General features: G+C 64.2%; 15 protein-coding genes and 1 other RNA gene. 8 read left to right on the top strand and 8 right to left on the bottom strand.

The genetic code is table 11. From position 1 onward, the window contains the following. The first annotated feature begins 1 nt into the window (after position 1). On the top strand, positions 2 to 739 hold the full coding sequence (locus D8W71_RS19160; protein ID WP_121115672.1) for a zinc ribbon domain-containing protein: 738 nt from the start codon (positions 2 to 4) through the stop codon (positions 737 to 739). Then, the gene (locus D8W71_RS19155) at positions 736 to 1854 is read left to right on the top strand and encodes a bifunctional RNase H/acid phosphatase (protein ID WP_121115670.1); all 1119 of its coding nucleotides are present in this window, start codon (positions 736 to 738) and stop codon (positions 1852 to 1854) included. The genes D8W71_RS19160 and D8W71_RS19155 overlap by 4 nt, the downstream gene beginning before the upstream one ends. Here the strand turns inward: D8W71_RS19155 and D8W71_RS19150 are convergent. Next, entirely contained in the window at positions 1843 to 3075 is a 1233-nt protein-coding gene (locus D8W71_RS19150) for an SLC13 family permease (protein ID WP_121115668.1), read from the bottom strand. The genes D8W71_RS19155 and D8W71_RS19150 overlap by 12 nt on opposite strands. Further along, positions 3072 to 3593, bottom strand: coding sequence for a DUF1697 domain-containing protein (locus D8W71_RS19145; RefSeq protein WP_121115666.1), 522 nt, complete (start codon positions 3591 to 3593; stop codon positions 3072 to 3074). Before D8W71_RS19145 ends, D8W71_RS19150 begins: the two co-directional genes overlap by 4 nt. A gap of 160 nt (positions 3594 to 3753) precedes the next feature. Here D8W71_RS19145 and rnpB point away from each other — a divergent pair. The 3 genes from rnpB to D8W71_RS19130 all read left to right on the top strand — a co-directional run bounded on the left by rnpB (position 3754) and on the right by D8W71_RS19130 (position 5815). Then, an RNA gene (rnpB, locus tag D8W71_RS19140) (RNase P RNA component class A) lies at positions 3754 to 4197 on the top strand. A 23-nt stretch (positions 4198 to 4220) separates the two neighbouring features. Further along, positions 4221 to 4403, top strand: a complete 183-nt coding sequence (locus D8W71_RS19135) for a hypothetical protein (RefSeq protein ID WP_121119558.1) — start codon at positions 4221 to 4223, stop codon at positions 4401 to 4403. 2 nt (positions 4404 to 4405) lie between these two features. After that, positions 4406 to 5815, top strand: coding sequence for an RNB domain-containing ribonuclease (locus tag D8W71_RS19130; RefSeq protein ID WP_121115664.1), 1410 nt, complete (start codon positions 4406 to 4408; stop codon positions 5813 to 5815). Here the strand turns inward: D8W71_RS19130 and pip are convergent. From pip to D8W71_RS19110, 4 genes are all read right to left on the bottom strand, one after another. Continuing rightward, the gene (gene pip / locus D8W71_RS19125; RefSeq protein WP_121115662.1) at positions 5807 to 6784 is read right to left on the bottom strand and encodes a prolyl aminopeptidase; all 978 of its coding nucleotides are present in this window, start codon (positions 6782 to 6784) and stop codon (positions 5807 to 5809) included. The two genes, D8W71_RS19130 and pip, sit on opposite strands and share 9 nt — an antisense overlap. Before the next feature lie 2 nt (positions 6785 to 6786). Beyond that, a complete protein-coding gene (locus tag D8W71_RS19120; RefSeq protein ID WP_121115660.1) occupies positions 6787 to 7233 on the bottom strand; it encodes a hypothetical protein in 447 nt (148 codons plus the stop codon). Between the two features lie 27 nt (positions 7234 to 7260). Beyond that, positions 7261 to 8106 (bottom strand): 3-methyl-2-oxobutanoate hydroxymethyltransferase, encoded by an 846-nt coding sequence (gene panB, locus D8W71_RS19115; RefSeq protein ID WP_121119556.1) that lies wholly within the window; start codon positions 8104 to 8106, stop codon positions 7261 to 7263. 118 nt (positions 8107 to 8224) lie between these two features. After that, entirely contained in the window at positions 8225 to 9937 is a 1713-nt protein-coding gene (locus D8W71_RS19110; RefSeq protein ID WP_236077506.1) for an NAD+ synthase, read from the bottom strand. Between the two features lie 82 nt (positions 9938 to 10019). Between D8W71_RS19110 and D8W71_RS19105 the strand changes: the two genes are divergently transcribed. From D8W71_RS19105 to D8W71_RS19095, 3 genes are all read left to right on the top strand, one after another. Beyond that, the gene (locus D8W71_RS19105) at positions 10020 to 11600 is read left to right on the top strand and encodes an alpha/beta hydrolase (protein ID WP_121115656.1); all 1581 of its coding nucleotides are present in this window, start codon (positions 10020 to 10022) and stop codon (positions 11598 to 11600) included. 101 nt (positions 11601 to 11701) lie between these two features. Beyond that, entirely contained in the window at positions 11702 to 13042 is a 1341-nt protein-coding gene (glnA, locus tag D8W71_RS19100; protein WP_121115654.1) for a type I glutamate--ammonia ligase, read from the top strand. 133 nt (positions 13043 to 13175) lie between these two features. Beyond that, entirely contained in the window at positions 13176 to 16220 is a 3045-nt protein-coding gene (locus D8W71_RS19095; RefSeq protein ID WP_121115652.1) for a bifunctional [glutamine synthetase] adenylyltransferase/[glutamine synthetase]-adenylyl-L-tyrosine phosphorylase, read from the top strand. A gap of 25 nt (positions 16221 to 16245) precedes the next feature. Here D8W71_RS19095 and D8W71_RS19090 read toward each other — a convergent pair whose 3' ends face one another. Both D8W71_RS19090 and D8W71_RS19085 read right to left on the bottom strand, forming a co-directional pair. Then, a complete protein-coding gene (locus D8W71_RS19090; RefSeq protein ID WP_121115649.1) occupies positions 16246 to 17223 on the bottom strand; it encodes a glycine betaine ABC transporter substrate-binding protein in 978 nt (325 codons plus the stop codon). After that, positions 17220 to 17996, bottom strand: coding sequence for an ABC transporter permease (locus D8W71_RS19085; protein WP_236078087.1), 777 nt, complete (start codon positions 17994 to 17996; stop codon positions 17220 to 17222). Before D8W71_RS19085 ends, D8W71_RS19090 begins: the two co-directional genes overlap by 4 nt. Positions 17997 to 18022: the final 26 nt, after the last annotated feature.

Below are 18022 nucleotides of genomic sequence, written 5' to 3'. Positions count from 1 at the left end.
CGTGAACGTCGATCCCCGAGTACAGGCCTCACTTCTCGAACTGGCCGCACTGGACACCGAGCTGACGCAGATCGCGCATCGTCGTCGTAGCCTTCCTGAGCAGGCAGAGTACGAGAAGTTGGAAAGCGAACGGATCGCGCGCAAGGACGCTGCCGTCACCGTCTCCATCGCGATGGACGATCTCGATCGAGACATCAAGAAGCTAGAGGGTGAAGTCGACGCAGTCCGCCAACGCGAGGACCGCGACAAGAAGTTGCTGGAGAGCGGCACCGTCGCGGCGAAGCAGATGTCCGAACTGCAGCACGAGTTGTCGAGCCTCGAACGTCGTCAAGGCATCCTCGAAGAAGAATTGCTCGAAGTGATGGAGCGTCGAGAAGCGTCGGAAACCGACTACAACCACGCCGGTGCACAGCTGACGCAGATCGAAGACGAGTTGATCGACGCGGCGCGACGTCGTGACGATGCAGTCGCCGACGTCGACACCGCCGAGCAGCGCGCCTCGACGCGGCGGTCCGAGCTGGAGGGCACCTTCCCGGCAGACCTGCTCGCCGTCTACGAGAAGCAGCGCAGCCTGACCGGACGTGGCGCTGCGCTGCTGCAGGCTCGCCGATGTGGTGCGTGCCGAATCGAATTGGATCGCGGCGAGATCTCGCGGATCGCAGCGAAGCCCGCGGACGAATTGGTGCGGTGCTCCGAGTGCAACGCGATCTTGGTTCGGACGAAGGAGTCCGGCCTGTGAAGGTCGTCGTCGAAGCGGACGGTGGTTCCCGAGGAAACCCGGGGCCTGCGGGTTACGGGGCGGTGGTCTTCGCGGCCGATCGGTCCGAGGTTCTCGCCGAGCGTCGGCTCGCCTTGGGCGTGGCCACCAACAACGTTGCCGAGTACCGCGGCTTGATTGCGGGATTGACGGCGGCGGGCGAGGTCGGCGCGCGCGAGGTCGAGGTCCGAATGGACTCCAAGCTCGTCGTCGAGCAGATGTCGGGGCGTTGGAAAGTCAAGCATCCGGACATGGTTCCGCTGAACCGTGAGGCGGCGGAATTGGTGCGCGGGTTCGACCGCGTTACGTTCCAGTGGATCCCGCGGGCCCAGAACTCGCATGCCGATCGGCTCGCCAACGAGGCCATGGACGCAGCTGCAGGAGTGGAGCCTGCGGAACGACCCGAGAAGGCCGAAGGTCGTGATCTCGAGCGGCCGGTGGAGGTCGCGAAGAAACCCGCAGCTCCGGGATGGACGGGTGCCACCGGCGAGCCGACGAGGCTTCTGCTGCTGCGGCACGGGCAAACCCCGTTGTCGGTGGAACGGCGTTACTCAGGCCGCGGCAATCCGGCGTTGACCGAGCTGGGCGAGAAGCAGGCCGCCGCGGCCGCTGCGTACCTGGCCGGGCGCGACGACATCGCAGCTATCGTCGCCTCGCCCCTCGGGCGTGCCCAACAGACCGCGGGTGCACTGGCGCGCAAGATCGGGCTCGACGTGTCCACGCTCGACGAGCTGACGGAGACCGACTTCGGCGCATGGGAAGGTCTCACCTTCGCCGAGGCGATCGAGAAGCACCCCGACATTCATCAGCAGTGGCGCGGAGACACCTCGGTGTCGGCGCCTGGGGGCGAAAGTTTCGACACGGTTCTCGAACGCGTGACCATCGCACGGGACAAGTTGGTGGCGTCCTACGCGGGGTCGACGGTCGTCGTCGTCAGTCACGTGACGCCGATCAAGATGCTGCTTCAGCTCGCCCTCGATGTCGGGCCGTCGTTGCTCTATCGACTGCATCTCGATCTCGCGTCGTTGAGCGTCGCCGAGTTCTATCCCGATGGTGGTGCGTCCGTGCGTCTGATCAACGAGACCTCATACCTGTAGCGCGGCCCACAGTGCGGCCACCGATCCGAGAATCGTCAGCGGTGTCGTAATCAGCCCGAGGACGGTGAACGTGCCGAGTGAGGCAGGTTCGCCGTTCACCGCGCCCACACGGCGCCACAGCATGATGGCAAGCGATCCGACGTATGTCAGGTTCGGACCGAGGTTGACGCCGATGACCATCGCGAGCAGTAGTCCCGGCGGCGCGGACGGTCCGAATGCCGCGAGCAACATCAGCGTCGCGGGCAGGTTGTTGACGACATTCGACGCGAGCGCCGCGATGGCCGCCGTCGCCAGAAGACCGAGGAACGACGCCTCGCCGGGGAGGATTCGGCCCAGCCAGTCGCCGATCGGCCCGGATGTCACGCCTTCGACGACAATTCCCAGGAGCAGCACGAATCCGCAGAATTTCACGTCTGCTGCCCGCAGGATTCGCAGCGGCGCGGTGTAACCCTGTTTCAGCGCCGGTACCGCCATTGCAACCGAGCCGACGGCTGCCACCCAGAACGGTTCGATGTGGAAGAAGCCGGCGACAGCAAAACCGAGCAGTGTGACAGCGAGGACCGTCAAGGCGACGGTGGGAGCCGGCACGGGTGTCGTGTCCGCCACGGTTTCCGCGCGCACCAGATCTTTGCGGAAGAACAGCCAGAACACGGCGAGCTCGATCAGTATCGAGACGATCCACGGCAAAGCCATCAGAGCGGCGAAGTGGACGAACGTCAGACCGGTCGCGGCGAAGGCCAACAGGTTGGTGAGGTTGGAGACCGGCAACAACGTCGATGCCGAGTTGGACAGGTGGGCAGTGGCGTAGCTGTGCGGTCGAGGCGACATTCGGAGTGCACGCGCGGCGCCGATGACGGCCGGGGTCAGTAGCACGACGGTCGCGTCGAGGCTCAATACAGCCGTCGTGACCGCAGCGGCCGCGAACACGGAGACCAGCAGACGGTGGGGGCTTCCTTTCGCTGACCTGCTCATCGCCGATGCGATCCAGCGGAACACACCGAGTGCATCGGCCAGATGCGCCAGCACCAGAATGAATGCCAGGAAGACAACTGTGGGGAGCAGCTCGAGGACTTGTTCCCGGGCCTGCGAGATGCTGACCAGGCCGAGCAGTACAGCTGCCAATGCCGCGGGTAGCGCAGCAACGATTTCGGGGAGACCTCTCGGCCTGACGACGGCGAAGATCAGAACGGCCGCGACCAGAGCCGCAGCGATGACGCTCACGCGAGCATCTTGATCAGCGTCCGCAGGTTCCTGGTCGTGGTGGTCGGCTTGTACTTCGCCTTGGAGGTGGTTTTTCCGACGAGGCTGTCGGTGGTGTTGCCTTTCACGACCTCCCAGTAAAGCACTGAGTCGCTGAGCGACACACGTTCGAGGTCAGGGTCGAGTGTGTCCGAGAGAGATGCCAATTCGCCTAGATGGTCGCGATTGCTACCGAAGACGACGTACGGATGCCACCCCTCACGTTCGGGATCGAACGGGTAGCTCGACACGATGTCGTCGAGCTCGGTGGGGGTCAACAAAATCACCCACGCCTCGTATCCGAATGCGTCGGCAAGGGTCTTCTCTATCGACGACTTCAGCGCGCTGCCCTTCTTCGGCGATGTCAGCCGAACGTTGCCGGTAGCGAGAACGGTTCGGACGTCGCCGAAGCCTGCGTCGGACAACGCCGTGCGGAGGTCGACCATCTTGATGTTGATGCCACCCACGTTGATTCCGCGCAGCAGTACGACGTGATCCATGACGTGAACTGTAGTTCGCGGCATGGGCAGGAGTGGAGCCTGCGGAATGACCAGAGATGACCGGGCAGGAGTGGAGCCTGCGGAATGACCAGAGATGACCGGGCAGGAGTGGAGCCTGCGGAATGACCAGAGACAACCGGGTAGAGTCCCGTGGTGCGAACGAGTCGGTTGGACGGCTGCGGCACGGAGAACTGGGGACGCGATGTCTTCAAGCTCCGAGCCGAGGAAAGTCCGGACTCCACAGAGCAGGGCGGTTGCTAACGGCAACCCGAGGTGACTCGCGGGACAGTGCCACAGAAAATAGACCGCCCACTGTCGCTTCCTCCGGGAAGTGGCATGTGGGTCAGGGTGAAACGGTGCGGTAAGAGCGCACCAGCACCTCAGGTGACTGGGGTGGCTAGGTAAACCCCGCCCGGAGCAAGGTCGAAGGTTGCACCTCCTTCGAGAAGTGCAGCTGCGCAAGTGTTCGAGGGCTGCTCGCCCGAGCTTGCGGGTTGACTGCTCGAGGTACCCGGCGACGGTGTGCCCAGATGGATGGTCGTCGTTCCACGTGCGATTTGTCGCATGTGGTTCACAGGATCCGGCTTACATGCCGACTCGTTCGCACTCGTCAGGCAGACTGTTCTCATGAGCACAGACGACGGTTGGTACTACGACGTACGCACCAAGACGGTCTCGCAGGGCAAGGAATCCGGTGCACTGGACCGGATGGGACCGTACCCGGATCGGGAGAGCGCCGAGCGGGCAATTCAGATCGCGGCCGAGCGCAACAAGGCAGCCGACAAGGCCGACGACGACTGGAACAACTGACGGTGGTTCTGGCACGTCTGTCTGCCACCGCTTTCGATTTCCACGCCATCCGGTCCGAATTCGACATCTCCGACACCTTCTCCCCGGAAGCCCTCGCCGAAGCCGAATCGGCGACGGATCGGTATTCCTCCGAGCGGCAGGACCGAACAGACCTGGCGTTGGTGACTATCGATCCGCCGGGATCGATGGACCTGGACCAAGCAGTCCACATCGAGAAGTTGTCGAGCGGCTTCGTGGTGCATTACGCGATCGCAGACGTCGGCGCGATCGTCGTGCCGGGCGGTGCACTCGATGTCGAGACCAACAAGCGTGGCCAGACGTTCTACCTGCCCGACGGGTCGGTTCCGCTGCATCCCCGTGTGCTGTCCGAGGGTTCGGCCAGCCTACTGCCGGGCGAGATCCGTCCTGCAGCTCTATGGCGCATCGAGCTCGACGAAGCCGGGGAGGCGGTCGCCTGGACTGTCGCCAGGGCGACGGTGCGATCGGTGGCCCGGTTGGACTACGCGTCTGTCCAGGCCGACTTCGACGCGGGAACCCCGCACCCGTCCATCGCGCCTCTGGGTGAATTCGGCCGGTTGCGCGCGAACGCCGCGCTCCGGCGCGGGGCGATCGACATCACGCTCCCCGAGCAGGAGGTCGTCCAGGATGGCGACGCGTGGCGCATCGAACTACAGGCGAGGACAGCGGTCGACGCGTGGAATGCCGAGGTGTCGCTGCTCACCGGAATGTGCGCAGCTCGGATCATGCTCGACGCGGGAATCGGGCTGCTGCGGACGCTGCCACCAGCACCCGACGAGGCGATCTCGACGCTGAAGAAGACCGCACGTCTGCTCGGAATCGACTGGCCGGCAGGAGCATCGGCAGGCGCAGTACTGGCTTCACTGCCCACGGATGCACCCGAGACTCTGGCGATGATGTCCCAAGCCACGGCTCTGCTACGCGGTGCCGACTACGCAGCGTTCGAGGGCAAAGTCCCCGAGCTCGTCGAGCATTCGGGTATCGCGGCGCCGTACGCGCACGTCACGGCACCTCTGCGCAGACTGTCGGACCGTTTCACGACCGAAGTCTGCCTTGCCGTCGCCCGAGGCGTCGACGTTCCGGCCTGGGTGCGAACCGCGCTTCCGGACCTACCCGCAACGATGCGCGCGTCGGATTCCACTGCATCGAAGGTGGACCGGGCGTGCATTGACCTCACTGAGGCGTCGGTTCTGAAAAACCGGGTCGGGCAGCAATTCTCGGCGCTGGTGTTGCGGGGTGCCGAAGGCAAGCGACCGGCCGAGGTGTTCGTCGAGGAGCCCATCGTGATCGGAAAGTGCACCGGAACGCCGACCGAGGGGGAGAAGGTGACGGTCACGTTGACCGTCGCCGACACCGACTCCCGACGCGTCGAGTTCGCCTACGAATCACCGTAGCGAGGCGAATCTGTCCGTCGCCTCGACAAGGTGGTGGACGATGCCTGGCTCGGCGGCGGAATGTCCTGCGTCGTCCACGATGACGAGGTCGGCCTCCGGCCATGCCTTGTGCAACGCCCATGCGCTCGTAGCCGGGCATACGACGTCGTACCGTCCCTGAACAATCACACCTGGAATTCCCGCCAACAGGTGCGCGTCGGCGAGAATCTGGTTCTCGCGTAAGAATCCGTTGTTCCGGAAGTAGTGGTTCTCGATCCCTGCGAAGGCCAAGGCGAAGCGCGGATCTTCGTTCTCGGCGATCTGCTCGGGGCGGGGGATGAGATAACTGGTTGCGGCCTCCCACGACGACCAGGCAATCGCTGCGTCGGTGGCGACCGACCGATCGCCGGAATGGAGGAGTCGGTGATACGCCTCGACGAGATCACCGGATCGTTCTTCTGCGGGAACAGGAGCTACGAATTTGTCCCACTGCTCAGGGAAGAGGTGACCGGCTCCGCCGTTGTAGTACCAGTCGATCTCGCTTCGGCGCAGGAGGAAAATCCCGCGGAGAATCAGCCCTGACACTCGGTCACGGTGAGACTGCGCATACGCAAGCGACAACGTCGAACCCCACGAGCCGCCGAACACGAGCCACTGCTCGATCCCGACGTGGATTCGGAGCTTCTCCATATCGGCGATCAGCCGATCGGTGGTGTTGACCGACAGATCGGCGCCGTCGGCGATGTGAGGCGTCGAACGGCCGCACCCACGCTGATCGAACAGAATGATGCGGTACTTCGCGGGGTCGAAGTACCGGCGTTGCGCAGGACCTGTACCGCCGCCGGGCCCACCGTGAACGAATACAACCGGAATTCCCGATGCAGTACCGCTGGCTTCCCAGTAGATGCGTTGGCCGTCACCGACGTCCAGATGCCCGGCGTCGTGCGGTTCGATCGGTGGATACAGCTCGCGGACGACGTGTTCGGTCACCGTCAGAACCCGACCAGACCGGACGCCAAATCGGGAATGTCGAGCGATCGCATCGCTTCCTCGCGCACGTCCGAGCAATTCTCGGATGTGATGTCGTCGATGATCCCGCGGTTCTGCACGATCTGAAGGTTGATCACACCGCTTTGCGCCGCCCACGTCTGAACGACGATGTTGAGACCGCCCCGGCCCAACGTCGGACCCTGGATGCGCCACTCCTGCAGTTGCTCACCCAAATCGGTGCACAGCTGCTGCTTCTGCTGGTCGGTGATTGCGTCGGCAACCGCAGGTGTCGTGGTGGTGCTCGGCGCGACCGTCGTGCTCGGTGTGAGCGAGGATGCGGACCCTGTCGTGGCGGAGTCGGTGCTGCACGCACCGACGGCCGCGACGACGGCAGCCGCCCCTACAAGGGAGGCGGCTGCACGGCTGTACCTACTGAGGCCTGTGTTCATGGCACCGAGTGTGCCATCTCCGGTGGATCAGTAGCTGTGCTCGGGGCCGGGGAAGACCCCCGTGCGCACCTCGGACAGGTAGCTGGCAGCGGCGCTGCGCAGTTCGTCGCCGACGTTGCCGAACTTCTTGACGAACTTGGCGGTCTTGCCGTTGGTGTAGCCGGCCATGTCCTGCCAGACGAGCACCTGAGCGTCGGTTTCGTTTCCTGCACCGATACCGATCGTCGGGATGGTCAGCTTGCGGCTGACCTGGCCTGCCACATCTCCCGGAACCATCTCCATGACGACGGAGAACGCGCCGGCTTCCTGGACGGCGATGGCGTCGGCGATGAGCTGCTCCGAACCGTCGCCGCGGCCCTGAACACGGAAGCCGCCGAGACCGTTGACGCTCTGCGGGGTGAAGCCGATGTGGGCCATCACCGGAATGCCCGCTGCACTGATCGCGGCGATCTGATCGGCGACGCGCTCCCCGCCTTCGAGCTTCACGGCGTTGGCGAGCCCCTCTTTCATGAAGCGCGTCGCGGTCGCCAGCGCCTGCTGAGGGGACGACTCGTACGTGCCGAACGGAAGGTCTGCGACGACGAGAGCATTGGGAGCGCCCCGTACGACGCCACGCACGAGAGGAAGCAGTTCGTCGATGGTGATGGGGACCGTGGTGTCGTATCCGTACACCACGTTGGCAGCGGAATCGCCGACGAGCAGAACGGGAATTCCCGCCTCCTCGAATATGCGGGCGCTCGAGTAGTCGTAGGCGGTGAGCATTGCCCATCGCTCGCCCTCGGCCTTCATCTGAAGGAGGTGATGCGTCCGGGTCTTGCGGGTCAGTCCGGATACCGCAGCGTCGGATGAGCCGTACACAGAATCGTTGGACATCTTTGTCCCTTTCGGTTCCTCGAGGCCCGCATGGCGGGTCCCCGGGATGGGGTTGATGACGCTTTCGAGTCTGCCACCGCTGCGGACGTTGCCGAAGAGAACCCGACCGTGCAATTGGTCACACTTCACGCCACCGCGCGGTGATCGGCATCCGCCGATCCCGGCCGAACGCGCGCGAGGTGATCTTGGTGCCGATCGGATATTGCCGCCGCTTGTACTCCGCGGCGTCGACCTTGCGCACCGTCGAGGTGACAGTGTCGCGGTCGAACCCGGCGGCCACGATGTCCTCGACGGACTGGTCGCTGTCGACGTATCGAAACAGAATGGCGTCGAGTTCGACGTAGTTGGGAAGCGAATCGGTATCGAGCTGTCCCGGACGCAGCTCGGCAGACGGCGGTTTGTCGATGCTGCCCTCGGGGATCGGCGGCATCTCGCCGCGTTCGGTCGCGGCCTTGTTGCGCCAGCGGGCAAGGTCCCAGACCAGCGACTTCGGGACGTCCTTGATGGGTGCGAATCCTCCGACGGCATCACCGTAGATCGTCGAATAGCCGACGGCCAGTTCGGATTTGTTGCCCGTCGCCAACACGAGGTGGCCGGCGGAATTCGACAGAGCCATCAGTGTCATACCGCGGCATCGCGCTTGGATGTTCTCCTCGGCTACACCCGTCAGTGACAGTTGTTCGACGAACGCTGCAACCATGTCGGCTATCGGTTCGGTGACGAAGTGAATTCCGGTTCTTCGGGCGAATTCGCTTGCGTCGGAACGGGAATGGTCCGAGGAGTACTGCGAGGGCATCGAGACCCCGTAGACCGCGTCGCTGCCGAGAGCGTCGACGGCGATTGCGGCGACGACCGCTGAATCGATACCACCGGACAACCCGAGGATCACCGACTTGAATCCATTCTTGTGGACGTAATCCCGCACGCCGGTGACCAGCGCGCTCCATGATTTTTCGTCGCCGGAGATTTCTGGTGCCGTGGTGGACTCCGCCCGATGCCAACCGCGGACCAAGAGATCCGGAATCGTGCTGCGGTCCACGGTCCACCCCGGCGCGGGGTCCCGATCCGGCTGCGGGGACGGCGGTGGGTCGATGTCCACGTACAGGAGATGCTCGACGAATTCGGGCGCCTTCCCAAGCAGGGTTCCGTCGGCGGCAACGACCATGCTGCCACCGTCGAAGACGAGTTCGTCCTGCCCTCCGACGAGATTGACATACGCCAGCGGGACCCCGGCCTCGGCGGCACGGCGTTCCACGACCGAGCGTCTGACTGCGTCCTTACCGCGTTCGTACGGACTCGCGTTCAGACAGAGCAGTGCGTCTACTCCGGCTGCGGCGTAGGCCGGAACGGGACCGCCGGGTTGCCAGATGTCCTCACAGATCACCACGCCGACCCTCATGCCGTTCACGGTGGTGATCGACAACCGCGACCCTGGTGCGAAGTACCTGAGCTCGTCGAAGACCCGATAGGTGGGGAGCGCGTGCTTGTCGTACCGGGAGACGACGGACCCGCCGAACAGAACTGCGGCACTGTTCCTCGATCCTGCACGGTCGCGTTCGAGGTAGCCCACGACCGTCACCACCTCGCCGCATCCTGCTCGATCGAGATCAACGGCGAGCGATTCGAGGGCGGCCTGCGATGCGCGCGCGAACGACGGGCGCAGAGCGAGGTCTTCGACCGGATAGCCCGTGGTTGCCATCTCTGGAAATGCGACGACGTGGGCGCCCTCCTGGGCGGCGCGGGCAGTCCACGAGACGATCAGCGCGGCGTTGCCGATCAGATCGCCGACGGTCGGATTGATCTGGGCCAGGGCGATTCGCAGTGCCTGCACGTACCGGAACACTAATGCGGCCGAGGCCGCTTCGCTTCCCGTGCGCGCCTCGGCCCAGCTGGCTCTGGCACGATCTCGGAGTATGAGGCGGCAAGCGCGCAGGACTTCTCGTACGTGGAGCGCGGTTGCGCTCGGCGCGGCAGTAGTGATGACGATCGCAGGATGTGGGCAAACCGAGCGAGCCGGAACCCCCGAACCGGAATCCAGCGCGCAGGCGTCGTCTCCGGGCGCGGGCGTTGTCCCTGCAGGGTTGGAAAAGTTCTACACCCAGGAGCTCACCTGGGAGCCGTGCGAGGACTACGACACCGACGAGTCGGGTCTCCCGAGTTCGATCGAGTGCGCAAAGGTGACGGTGCCCCTCGACTACGACGCCCCGGACGGGGACATCGCCCAGATCGCGATCTCACGGTCGCAGGCCACCGGAGCGAAGATCGGGTCGATCCTGTTCAACCCAGGAGGACCAGGGTCGTCAGGGCTGTATCTCGCGACGCAGGCGGAGGACACGGCCGTTGCCGAACGGTTCGACCGCATCGGCTTCGACCCGCGCGGAATCGGCGCGTCGACGCCCGCGGTGCGGTGTCTCGATACCGAGGAGACGGACGCCGCACGCCGTGACAACGACGTCGACGTCTCGCCCGAGGGAATAGCTCGGACCGAGGACGAGCACCGCGACTACGCCGCCAAGTGTGCGGATCGAACCGGAACCGAGGTCCTGGAGCGTGTGGGAACCCGCGAGGTCGTCCAGGACATGGATGTCATCCGATCCGTGCTCGGTGACGAGAAGCTGACCTACGTCGGGTATTCCTACGGCACCCGCATCGGGACCGCGTACGCCGAGGCGTTTCCGGAGAACGTGCGAGCGATGGTGCTCGACGGCGCTCTCGATCCCGAGCAGAACCCCGTCGACGAGGCCGTCGAGCAGGGTGCGGGCTTCCAGGGCGCGTTCGACGCCTTCGCTGAGGACTGCGCCGAATCGGATGCCTGCCCTCTCGGCACGGACCCGACGCTCGCCGACGAGCAATTCCGGGCCCTGGTGGATCCGCTGATCGACCGCCCGGCCGAGACGACCGACCCGCGCGGACTGAGTTACGACGACGCTCTCACCGGGACCCAGCAGGCGTTGTACTCACAGAGCCTGTGGAGGCCGCTGAAGGTGGGACTGAACGAACTGATGGAGGGGCGAGGGGACACGCTGCTGCGTCTGGCAGACCTGTACTCGGGCAGGTTGGACGACGGGTCCTACACCAATCTCGACGATGCGTTCACCGCCATCCGCTGTGTCGACGATCCACCGACCACCGATCGAACCGAAGCAGGGGAGGCAGACCGTCGGTACCGAGAGGCGGCCCCGTTCCTGGACGACGGACGGGGAACGGGGAGCGCGCCGCTCGACGTCTGTGCGTTCTGGCCGGTCCCCAACACCGGAAGTCCGCACACGATCTCGGTGCCGGGCATCCCGAAACTTGTCGTCGTGTCGACCACGTTCGACCCGGCGACGCCGTACCAGGCAGGCGTCGACCTGGCGGACCAATTGGGCGCCGATCTGATCACGTTCGACGGAACTCAGCACACCGTCTCGTTCTCGGGCGAGGAGTGCATCGACGGTCCGTTGGTCGACTACCTCGTCGATCTGGTCCCGCCAGGTAACGATTTGGTGTGTTGAGCACTTCTCACATTCGTGTCACCGCAGGTGAGAGAGGTCGGAAGTGAGACCGAATTCACGATGTAACACAGATTTAACGCGGTTTGCTTAGTCTCGCGGACATGGATCGCCAAAAGGAATTCGTGCTCCGGACATTGGAGGAGCGGGACATCCGCTTCGTCCGCCTGTGGTTCACCGATGTTCTGGGGTATCTGAAATCCGTGGCCATCGCCCCGGCGGAGCTGGAAGGTGCCTTCGACGAGGGCATCGGATTCGACGGCAGCGCAATCGAAGGATTCGCGCGCGTCTCCGAGGCGGACACCGTCGCCAAGCCCGATCCGGCCACGTTCCAGATCTTGCCGTGGTCGACGAGCAAGGGACACCAGCACTCCGCGCGCATGTTCTGCGACATCGCGATGCCGGACGGATCCCCGTCGTGGGCCGATTCGCGGCACGTGCTGCGCCGTCAACTGAGCAAGGCCGCCGACCTCGGCTTCAGCTGCTACGTGCACCCCGAGATCGAGTTCTTCCTGCTCAAGGACAGCCCCGAGGACGGGTCGCCGCCCACCCCCGCCGACAACGGCGGCTACTTCGATCAGGCCGTACACGACTCGGCGCCGAACTTCCGTCGTCACGCGATCGATGCCCTGGAATCGATGGGAATCTCGGTCGAGTTCAGTCACCACGAGGCCGCCCCCGGTCAGCAGGAGATCGACCTCCGTTACGCCGACGCACTGTCGATGGCAGACAACATCATGACCTTCCGCTACGTCGTCAAAGAGGTGGCAATCGAAGAGGGTGTGCGCGCGACGTTCATGCCGAAGCCGTTCAGTGATCAGGCCGGCTCGGCTATGCACACGCACATGAGCCTCTTCGAGGGCGATACGAACGCGTTCCACAACCCGGACGATCCGATGCAGCTGTCGGAGACCGGCAAGTCGTTCATCGCCGGCATTCTCGAGCACGCCAATGAGATCAGCGCCGTCACGAACCAGTGGGTGAACTCCTACAAGCGTCTCGTCCGCGGCGGCGAAGCGCCGACAGCGGCCTCGTGGGGACCCGCCAACCGCTCGGCCTTGATTCGCGTGCCGATGTACACCCCGAACAAGGCGTCCTCTCGTCGTGTCGAAATCCGTAGTCCCGATTCGGCGTGCAACCCGTACCTCGCGTTCGCAGTTCTTCTCGCCGCGGGCCTTCGCGGAATCGAAAAGGGCTACACGCTGCCTCCCGAGGCAGAGGAAGACGTGTGGGCACTGACCACGGCCGAGCGTCGGGCGATGGGATACAAAGAACTTCCGGGCAACCTCGACCAGGCACTCAACGCGATGGAAAATTCGGAACTGGTCGCCGAGGCACTCGGTGAGCACGTCTTCGACTTCTTCCTCCGCAACAAGCGTCGCGAGTGGGAGGAGTACCGGAGCCACGTGACCCCGTACGAGTTAAAGGCGTACCTAGGTCTCTGACGCGGACGGGTCCGGGTGGTCTGCACGGGACGACACCGCGTATGGGCTAGGTTTTACCTCGTTCGAGTACGAGGTAAGAACCCATCCTTTACGAGGTAAATGAAGTGTCACGCCAAAGTCGAGGTGTTCGCTGATGGTGCGCCCGCCCACGTCACGTTCGGTAGTCCCAGGGGCAGGCCGACTCGGCTTGGTGGAGTCGACTGCGCCCGCAGATCTGCAGAAGCTCGGGTGGACGGACGAGGACAGTCTCGAGTTGCTGTGGTCTCTCTCCCGTGCTGCGAATGCAGATCTCGCGCTTCGGACCGTCGTCAGACTCGACGACGCGCTCGGTGACAAATTCGCCGAACTGGATGCCGCTCTGCGCTCGGACAAGGGCTTGCGAGGACGCCTGTTCGGGTTGTCCGGCGCGTCGAGTGCGCTCGCCGATCACCTCGTCTCCGATCCCGAACTGTGGCGAGAGCTGCGTACGCCCGAGGGCAAACAGTCCGTTGTCAACGGCCGAATCGAACTGCCGTCGAAGAGCCAGCTCACCCAGGAGCTACTCGATTCGGTGCGCGCAGTACCCGAGACCGGTGAGAACGCGTCCCCCTCGCTCTATCGCGCCGGCATCACCGGTCCGGAAGCTGTTGTCGCCCTGCGTAAGACATACCGCGATCAGGTGATGGTGCTCGCAGCCGCCGATCTCGCCGCAACCGTCGAGAACGAACCGGTGCTGCCGTACCAGTTGGTGGGGACCCAGCTGTCCGACATGGCCGATGCTGCGTTGACGGCCGCCCTTGCCGTCGCTGTGGCGACGGCATGCCCTGACGAACCGTGCCCGACACGACTCGCGGTCATCGCCATGGGTAAATGTGGTGCGCGAGAACTCAATTACGTCTCCGACGTGGACGTCGTGTTCGTCGCCGAACCCGCAGACTCGGTGGCCAGTCGAATCGCGGGCGAAATGATGCGCATCGGTTCGTCGGCATTCTTCGAGGTCGATGCAGCGTTGCGGCCGGAAGGGAAGCGGGGCGAGCTCGTCCGTACCCTCGACTCGCACATCGCCTACTACAAGCGATGGGCGAAGACCTGGGAGTTCCAGGCGTTGCTCAAGGCGAGGCCGATGACCGGAGATCTCGAGCTCGGGCACGATTACGTCTCAGCGCTCAATCCGATGGTGTGGCTCGCCTCGCAACGTGAGGACTTCGTACCCGAGGTGCGGGCCATGCGTCGCCGCGTCGAAGAGATGGTCCCACCGGAGCTGCGAGAGCGCGAGATCAAGCTCGGCCGAGGATCTCTGCGCGACGTCGAGTTCGCGGTTCAGCTCTTGCAACTCGTCCACGGCCGAACCGACGAGTCGTTGCGTGTCCTCGGCACGGTCGACGCGCTGGCAGCGCTCACCGACGGCGGCTACATCGGCCGCGACGACGCCGCGAACCTGACGGCGTCGTACGAGTTCCTTCGTCTCATCGAACACCGTCTGCAATTGCAGCGTATGAAGCGCACGCACACGCTTCCGCCGCCGGAGGACGAAGAAGCGTTGCGGTGGCTCGCACGCGCGGCGCACATGCGCCCCGACGGCAACCGGGACGCGCTCGGGGTGTTGAGTGCGGAGATCAAGCGCAACGCGCAGCGCATTCGCAGATTGCATGCCAAGTTGTTCTACCGCCCGCTACTCGACTCGGTCGTTCGGTTCGACTCGGACACCGTTCGGCTCACACCCGATGCTGCGATCCGCCAGCTCGCTGCCCTCGGTTACGCCACTCCCGAAAACGCACTCGGTCACCTTCGCGCCCTTGTAGGCAGTGGTACACGGCGTGGTCAGATCCAGGCCGTTCTACTGCCGACTCTGCTCGAATGGCTCGCCGACACACCGGATCCGGACGCAGGGTTGCTCAACTACCGCAGGCTGTCCGAGGCTACTGTCGATCAGACCTGGTTCCTACGGACGTTGCGTGACGAAGGTGCCGTCGCTCAGAGACTGATGATCGTTCTCGGGTCTTCGGCCTACGTACCGGACCTGTTGATCAAGGCGCCCGAGGTCATTCGATTGTTTGCCGACGGTCCGACCGGTCCACGTCTGCTCGACGCCGAACCGGAGGAAACCTATCGCGCGATCCTGTCGTCCTCGGGTCGCTACGAGGACCCGGTGCGCGCCATCAACGCAGCTCGCGCACTCCGGCGTCACGAGCTCGCGCGCGTGGCGTCCGCTGACATTCTCGGAATGCTGGATGTGCCCCAGGTGTGCCGTGCGCTGTCGTCGGTATGGGCCGCGGTCATCAATGCGGCTCTCGACGCAGCGATACGGGCGAGCGTCGCCGAACGCGGTGAGCCTGCTCCGGCCGCCCTTGCCGTCATCGGTATGGGACGCCTCGGCGGGGGAGAGCTGGGCTACGGAAGCGATGCGGACGTGTTGTTCGTCTGCAAGCCCGTTGCAGGCGCCGACGACAGCGCTGCAGTCAAGTGGGCCAACGGGATCGCCGATCGCATCCGCAAGCTCCTCGGGGCGCCGAGTACCGACCCGCCACTCGAGGTCGACACCGGTCTTCGTCCGGAAGGACGGAACGGTCCTGTGGTTCGAACCCTCGCCTCGTACGAGGCGTATTACGCGCAATGGGCACAGGCGTGGGAGGTCCAGGCGCTTCTGCGTGCTCATCAAGTCGCCGGCGATCAGGACCTCGGGATCGAGTTCTTGTTGATGGCAGACCGGGTGCGCTACCCCGAAGGTGGTGTGTCGGTGGACGCGGTGCGAGAAATTCGCCGGATAAAGGCACGCATCGACTCCGAGCGACTACCCAAGGGCGCCGATCCGGCAACGCACACGAAACTCGGTCGCGGCGGTCTCGCCGACATCGAATGGACTGTGCAGCTCATCCAGCTGCGCCACGCACACGATGTTCCGTCCTTGCACAACACGTCGACGCTGCAGAGCCTCGACGCCATCGGCGCCGCCGAGCTGATGAGCGAAACCGATGTCGAATTGCTGCGCGAGGCCTGGATTCTCGCCACCAAAGCGCGCAACGCACTGGTGCTGGTCCGCGGGAAGCCGACCGACCAGCTGCCGCGGCCGGGACATGTGTTGTCCGCCGTCGCGAAGGTTGCAGGATGGGAGAACGCCGACGCCAGCGAGTTCCTCGACAACTACCTACGGGTGACGCGTCGGGCAAAAGCCGTTGTGGAGAGGACTTTCGGCGCCTGACGCCGCGAAGCCCTCACCACACCGGTCACTGGGCTGTGACGAAGCCTTCGGAGACCAACCAGTCACGGGCGACCTCGGCGGGCTCCAGTCCCTCGACGTCGACCTGGCGGTTGAGCTCGGTCATGACTTCGTTGGTGAGCTTTTCGGAGATGGGCGCCATGACCTCCGCGATCTGCGGATGTGCGTCGGCGAAGGCTTTTTTCATCACCAGGGCAGGGTTGTACTTCGGGAAGAATGCTCGATCGTCCTCCAGCAGCACGAGATCGAGCGCGATGATCCGCCCGTCGGTGGTGAACACCTCACCGAATTTGCACTGTGTTCCGTCCGCCGTGGCCTGGTAGATGATGCCTGTCTGCAGAATCTGCCGAGGAGCAGCACCAGGGTCGAATTCGTACTTCGCCGCCATGCCCGGATAACCGTCCTGACGAACGTTGAACTCGGTTTCCACGCACGTGGTGGCCGCGGCTGGATCGGATCCGACCAACCGCGCGTAATCGGACAACGTTTTCACGCCGGTCTGTTCGGCGGTCTGACGGTTCATGGCGATGGCGTAGGTGTTGTTCATGGGCGCTGGCTCAGCCCACACCATGTCGTTGGCCTCCAGATCTGCGTCACGCACAGCCTCGTACTGTTCGGTCGAATCCGGCAGCGGAGTTTCGTTGCCGAGGTAGTTGATCCAACCCGTACCCGTGTACTCGTAGGTGATATCGATCTGGCCGTCGAGTTGGGCATCGCGAGTGCTGTTGGAGCCCTGAATGTTGGTGAGGTCGCGAACGTCGGCACCTGCGGCCGACAATGCGAACTCGATAATGTAGCCGAGGGTGATCTGCTCGGTGAAGTCCTTGGACCCCACCGTGATCTTCACATCTTCCAGTTCGGGGATCGGTTCGATGCTGCCGGGACCTACGGCCAGCGGGACCGCTCCGCCCGATTCGAGACCGCACGCGGCCAGAATCGACGCTGTCATGGCGAGTGCGACGAGGCGTCGAGCACCGGCTTTCATCGAAGGCCCTTCGGTCCGAGGAACTGCTCGGCCAATGCGCCGAGCCAGTCGATGAACAAGGCGAGCGACACGGCGAGAACGGCTCCGACAACGAGGGTGACGTTGTCGCGAAGTTTGTAACCGGTGTCGATCAGAATGCCCAGTCCACCTGCGCTGACCAGGAAGCACAGCGTGGCAGTGCCGACAGCGAGAACGAGCGATGTACGAAGTCCGGCGAGAATGTAGGGAACCGCCATGGGGAATTCCACCTTGCGCAGCACCGTCATCGCCGACATTCCCTGGCCTCGGCCTGCGTCGATCAACGTCTTGTCCACTTCTTGATAGCCGAGAATCGTGTTGCGCAGCACGGGAAGCAATGAGTAGAACGCAATCGGCAGAACGCCGATCCAGAAACCTGTTTGTCTCGTCGCAAGATAGAAGAGAACGAGGAGTCCGATCGCGGGCGCCGCAGCTCCGATGTTGGCGATACCGACGAAGAACGGCGCAAGCTTGGTGTATCCGGGCCTGGTCAGAACCGTTCCCAGCGGGACGGCAATGGCAACGACGATGACGACGACGGCGGCGGTGAGCAGGATGTGCTGCCACGTCAGCGTCGCGATGTTGGACATGCTGATGCTGCCCTCCTGCGTCGCGGTCAGCTCGCGTCCGAAGGCCCAGACCAGCACTCCGACAACGAGCACCAGAACGACGATGGGCTGGACCAGCAGGCGCATGCGCTCCGCGCGTTTCGCTGCCCCTCGCTCGGATGCTCCTTCGTCGGGAGCCGCTTCCATGTCGGGCGGATCGGGCGCTTCGGCGT

Origin of the sequence: Rhodococcus sp. P1Y (genome assembly GCF_003641205.1) — a bacterium.
GTDB lineage: Bacteria > Actinomycetota > Actinomycetes > Mycobacteriales > Mycobacteriaceae > Rhodococcoides.
Note: the sequence above shows the minus strand (reverse complement) of the source record. Positions and strands in the feature narration are given on the sequence as shown.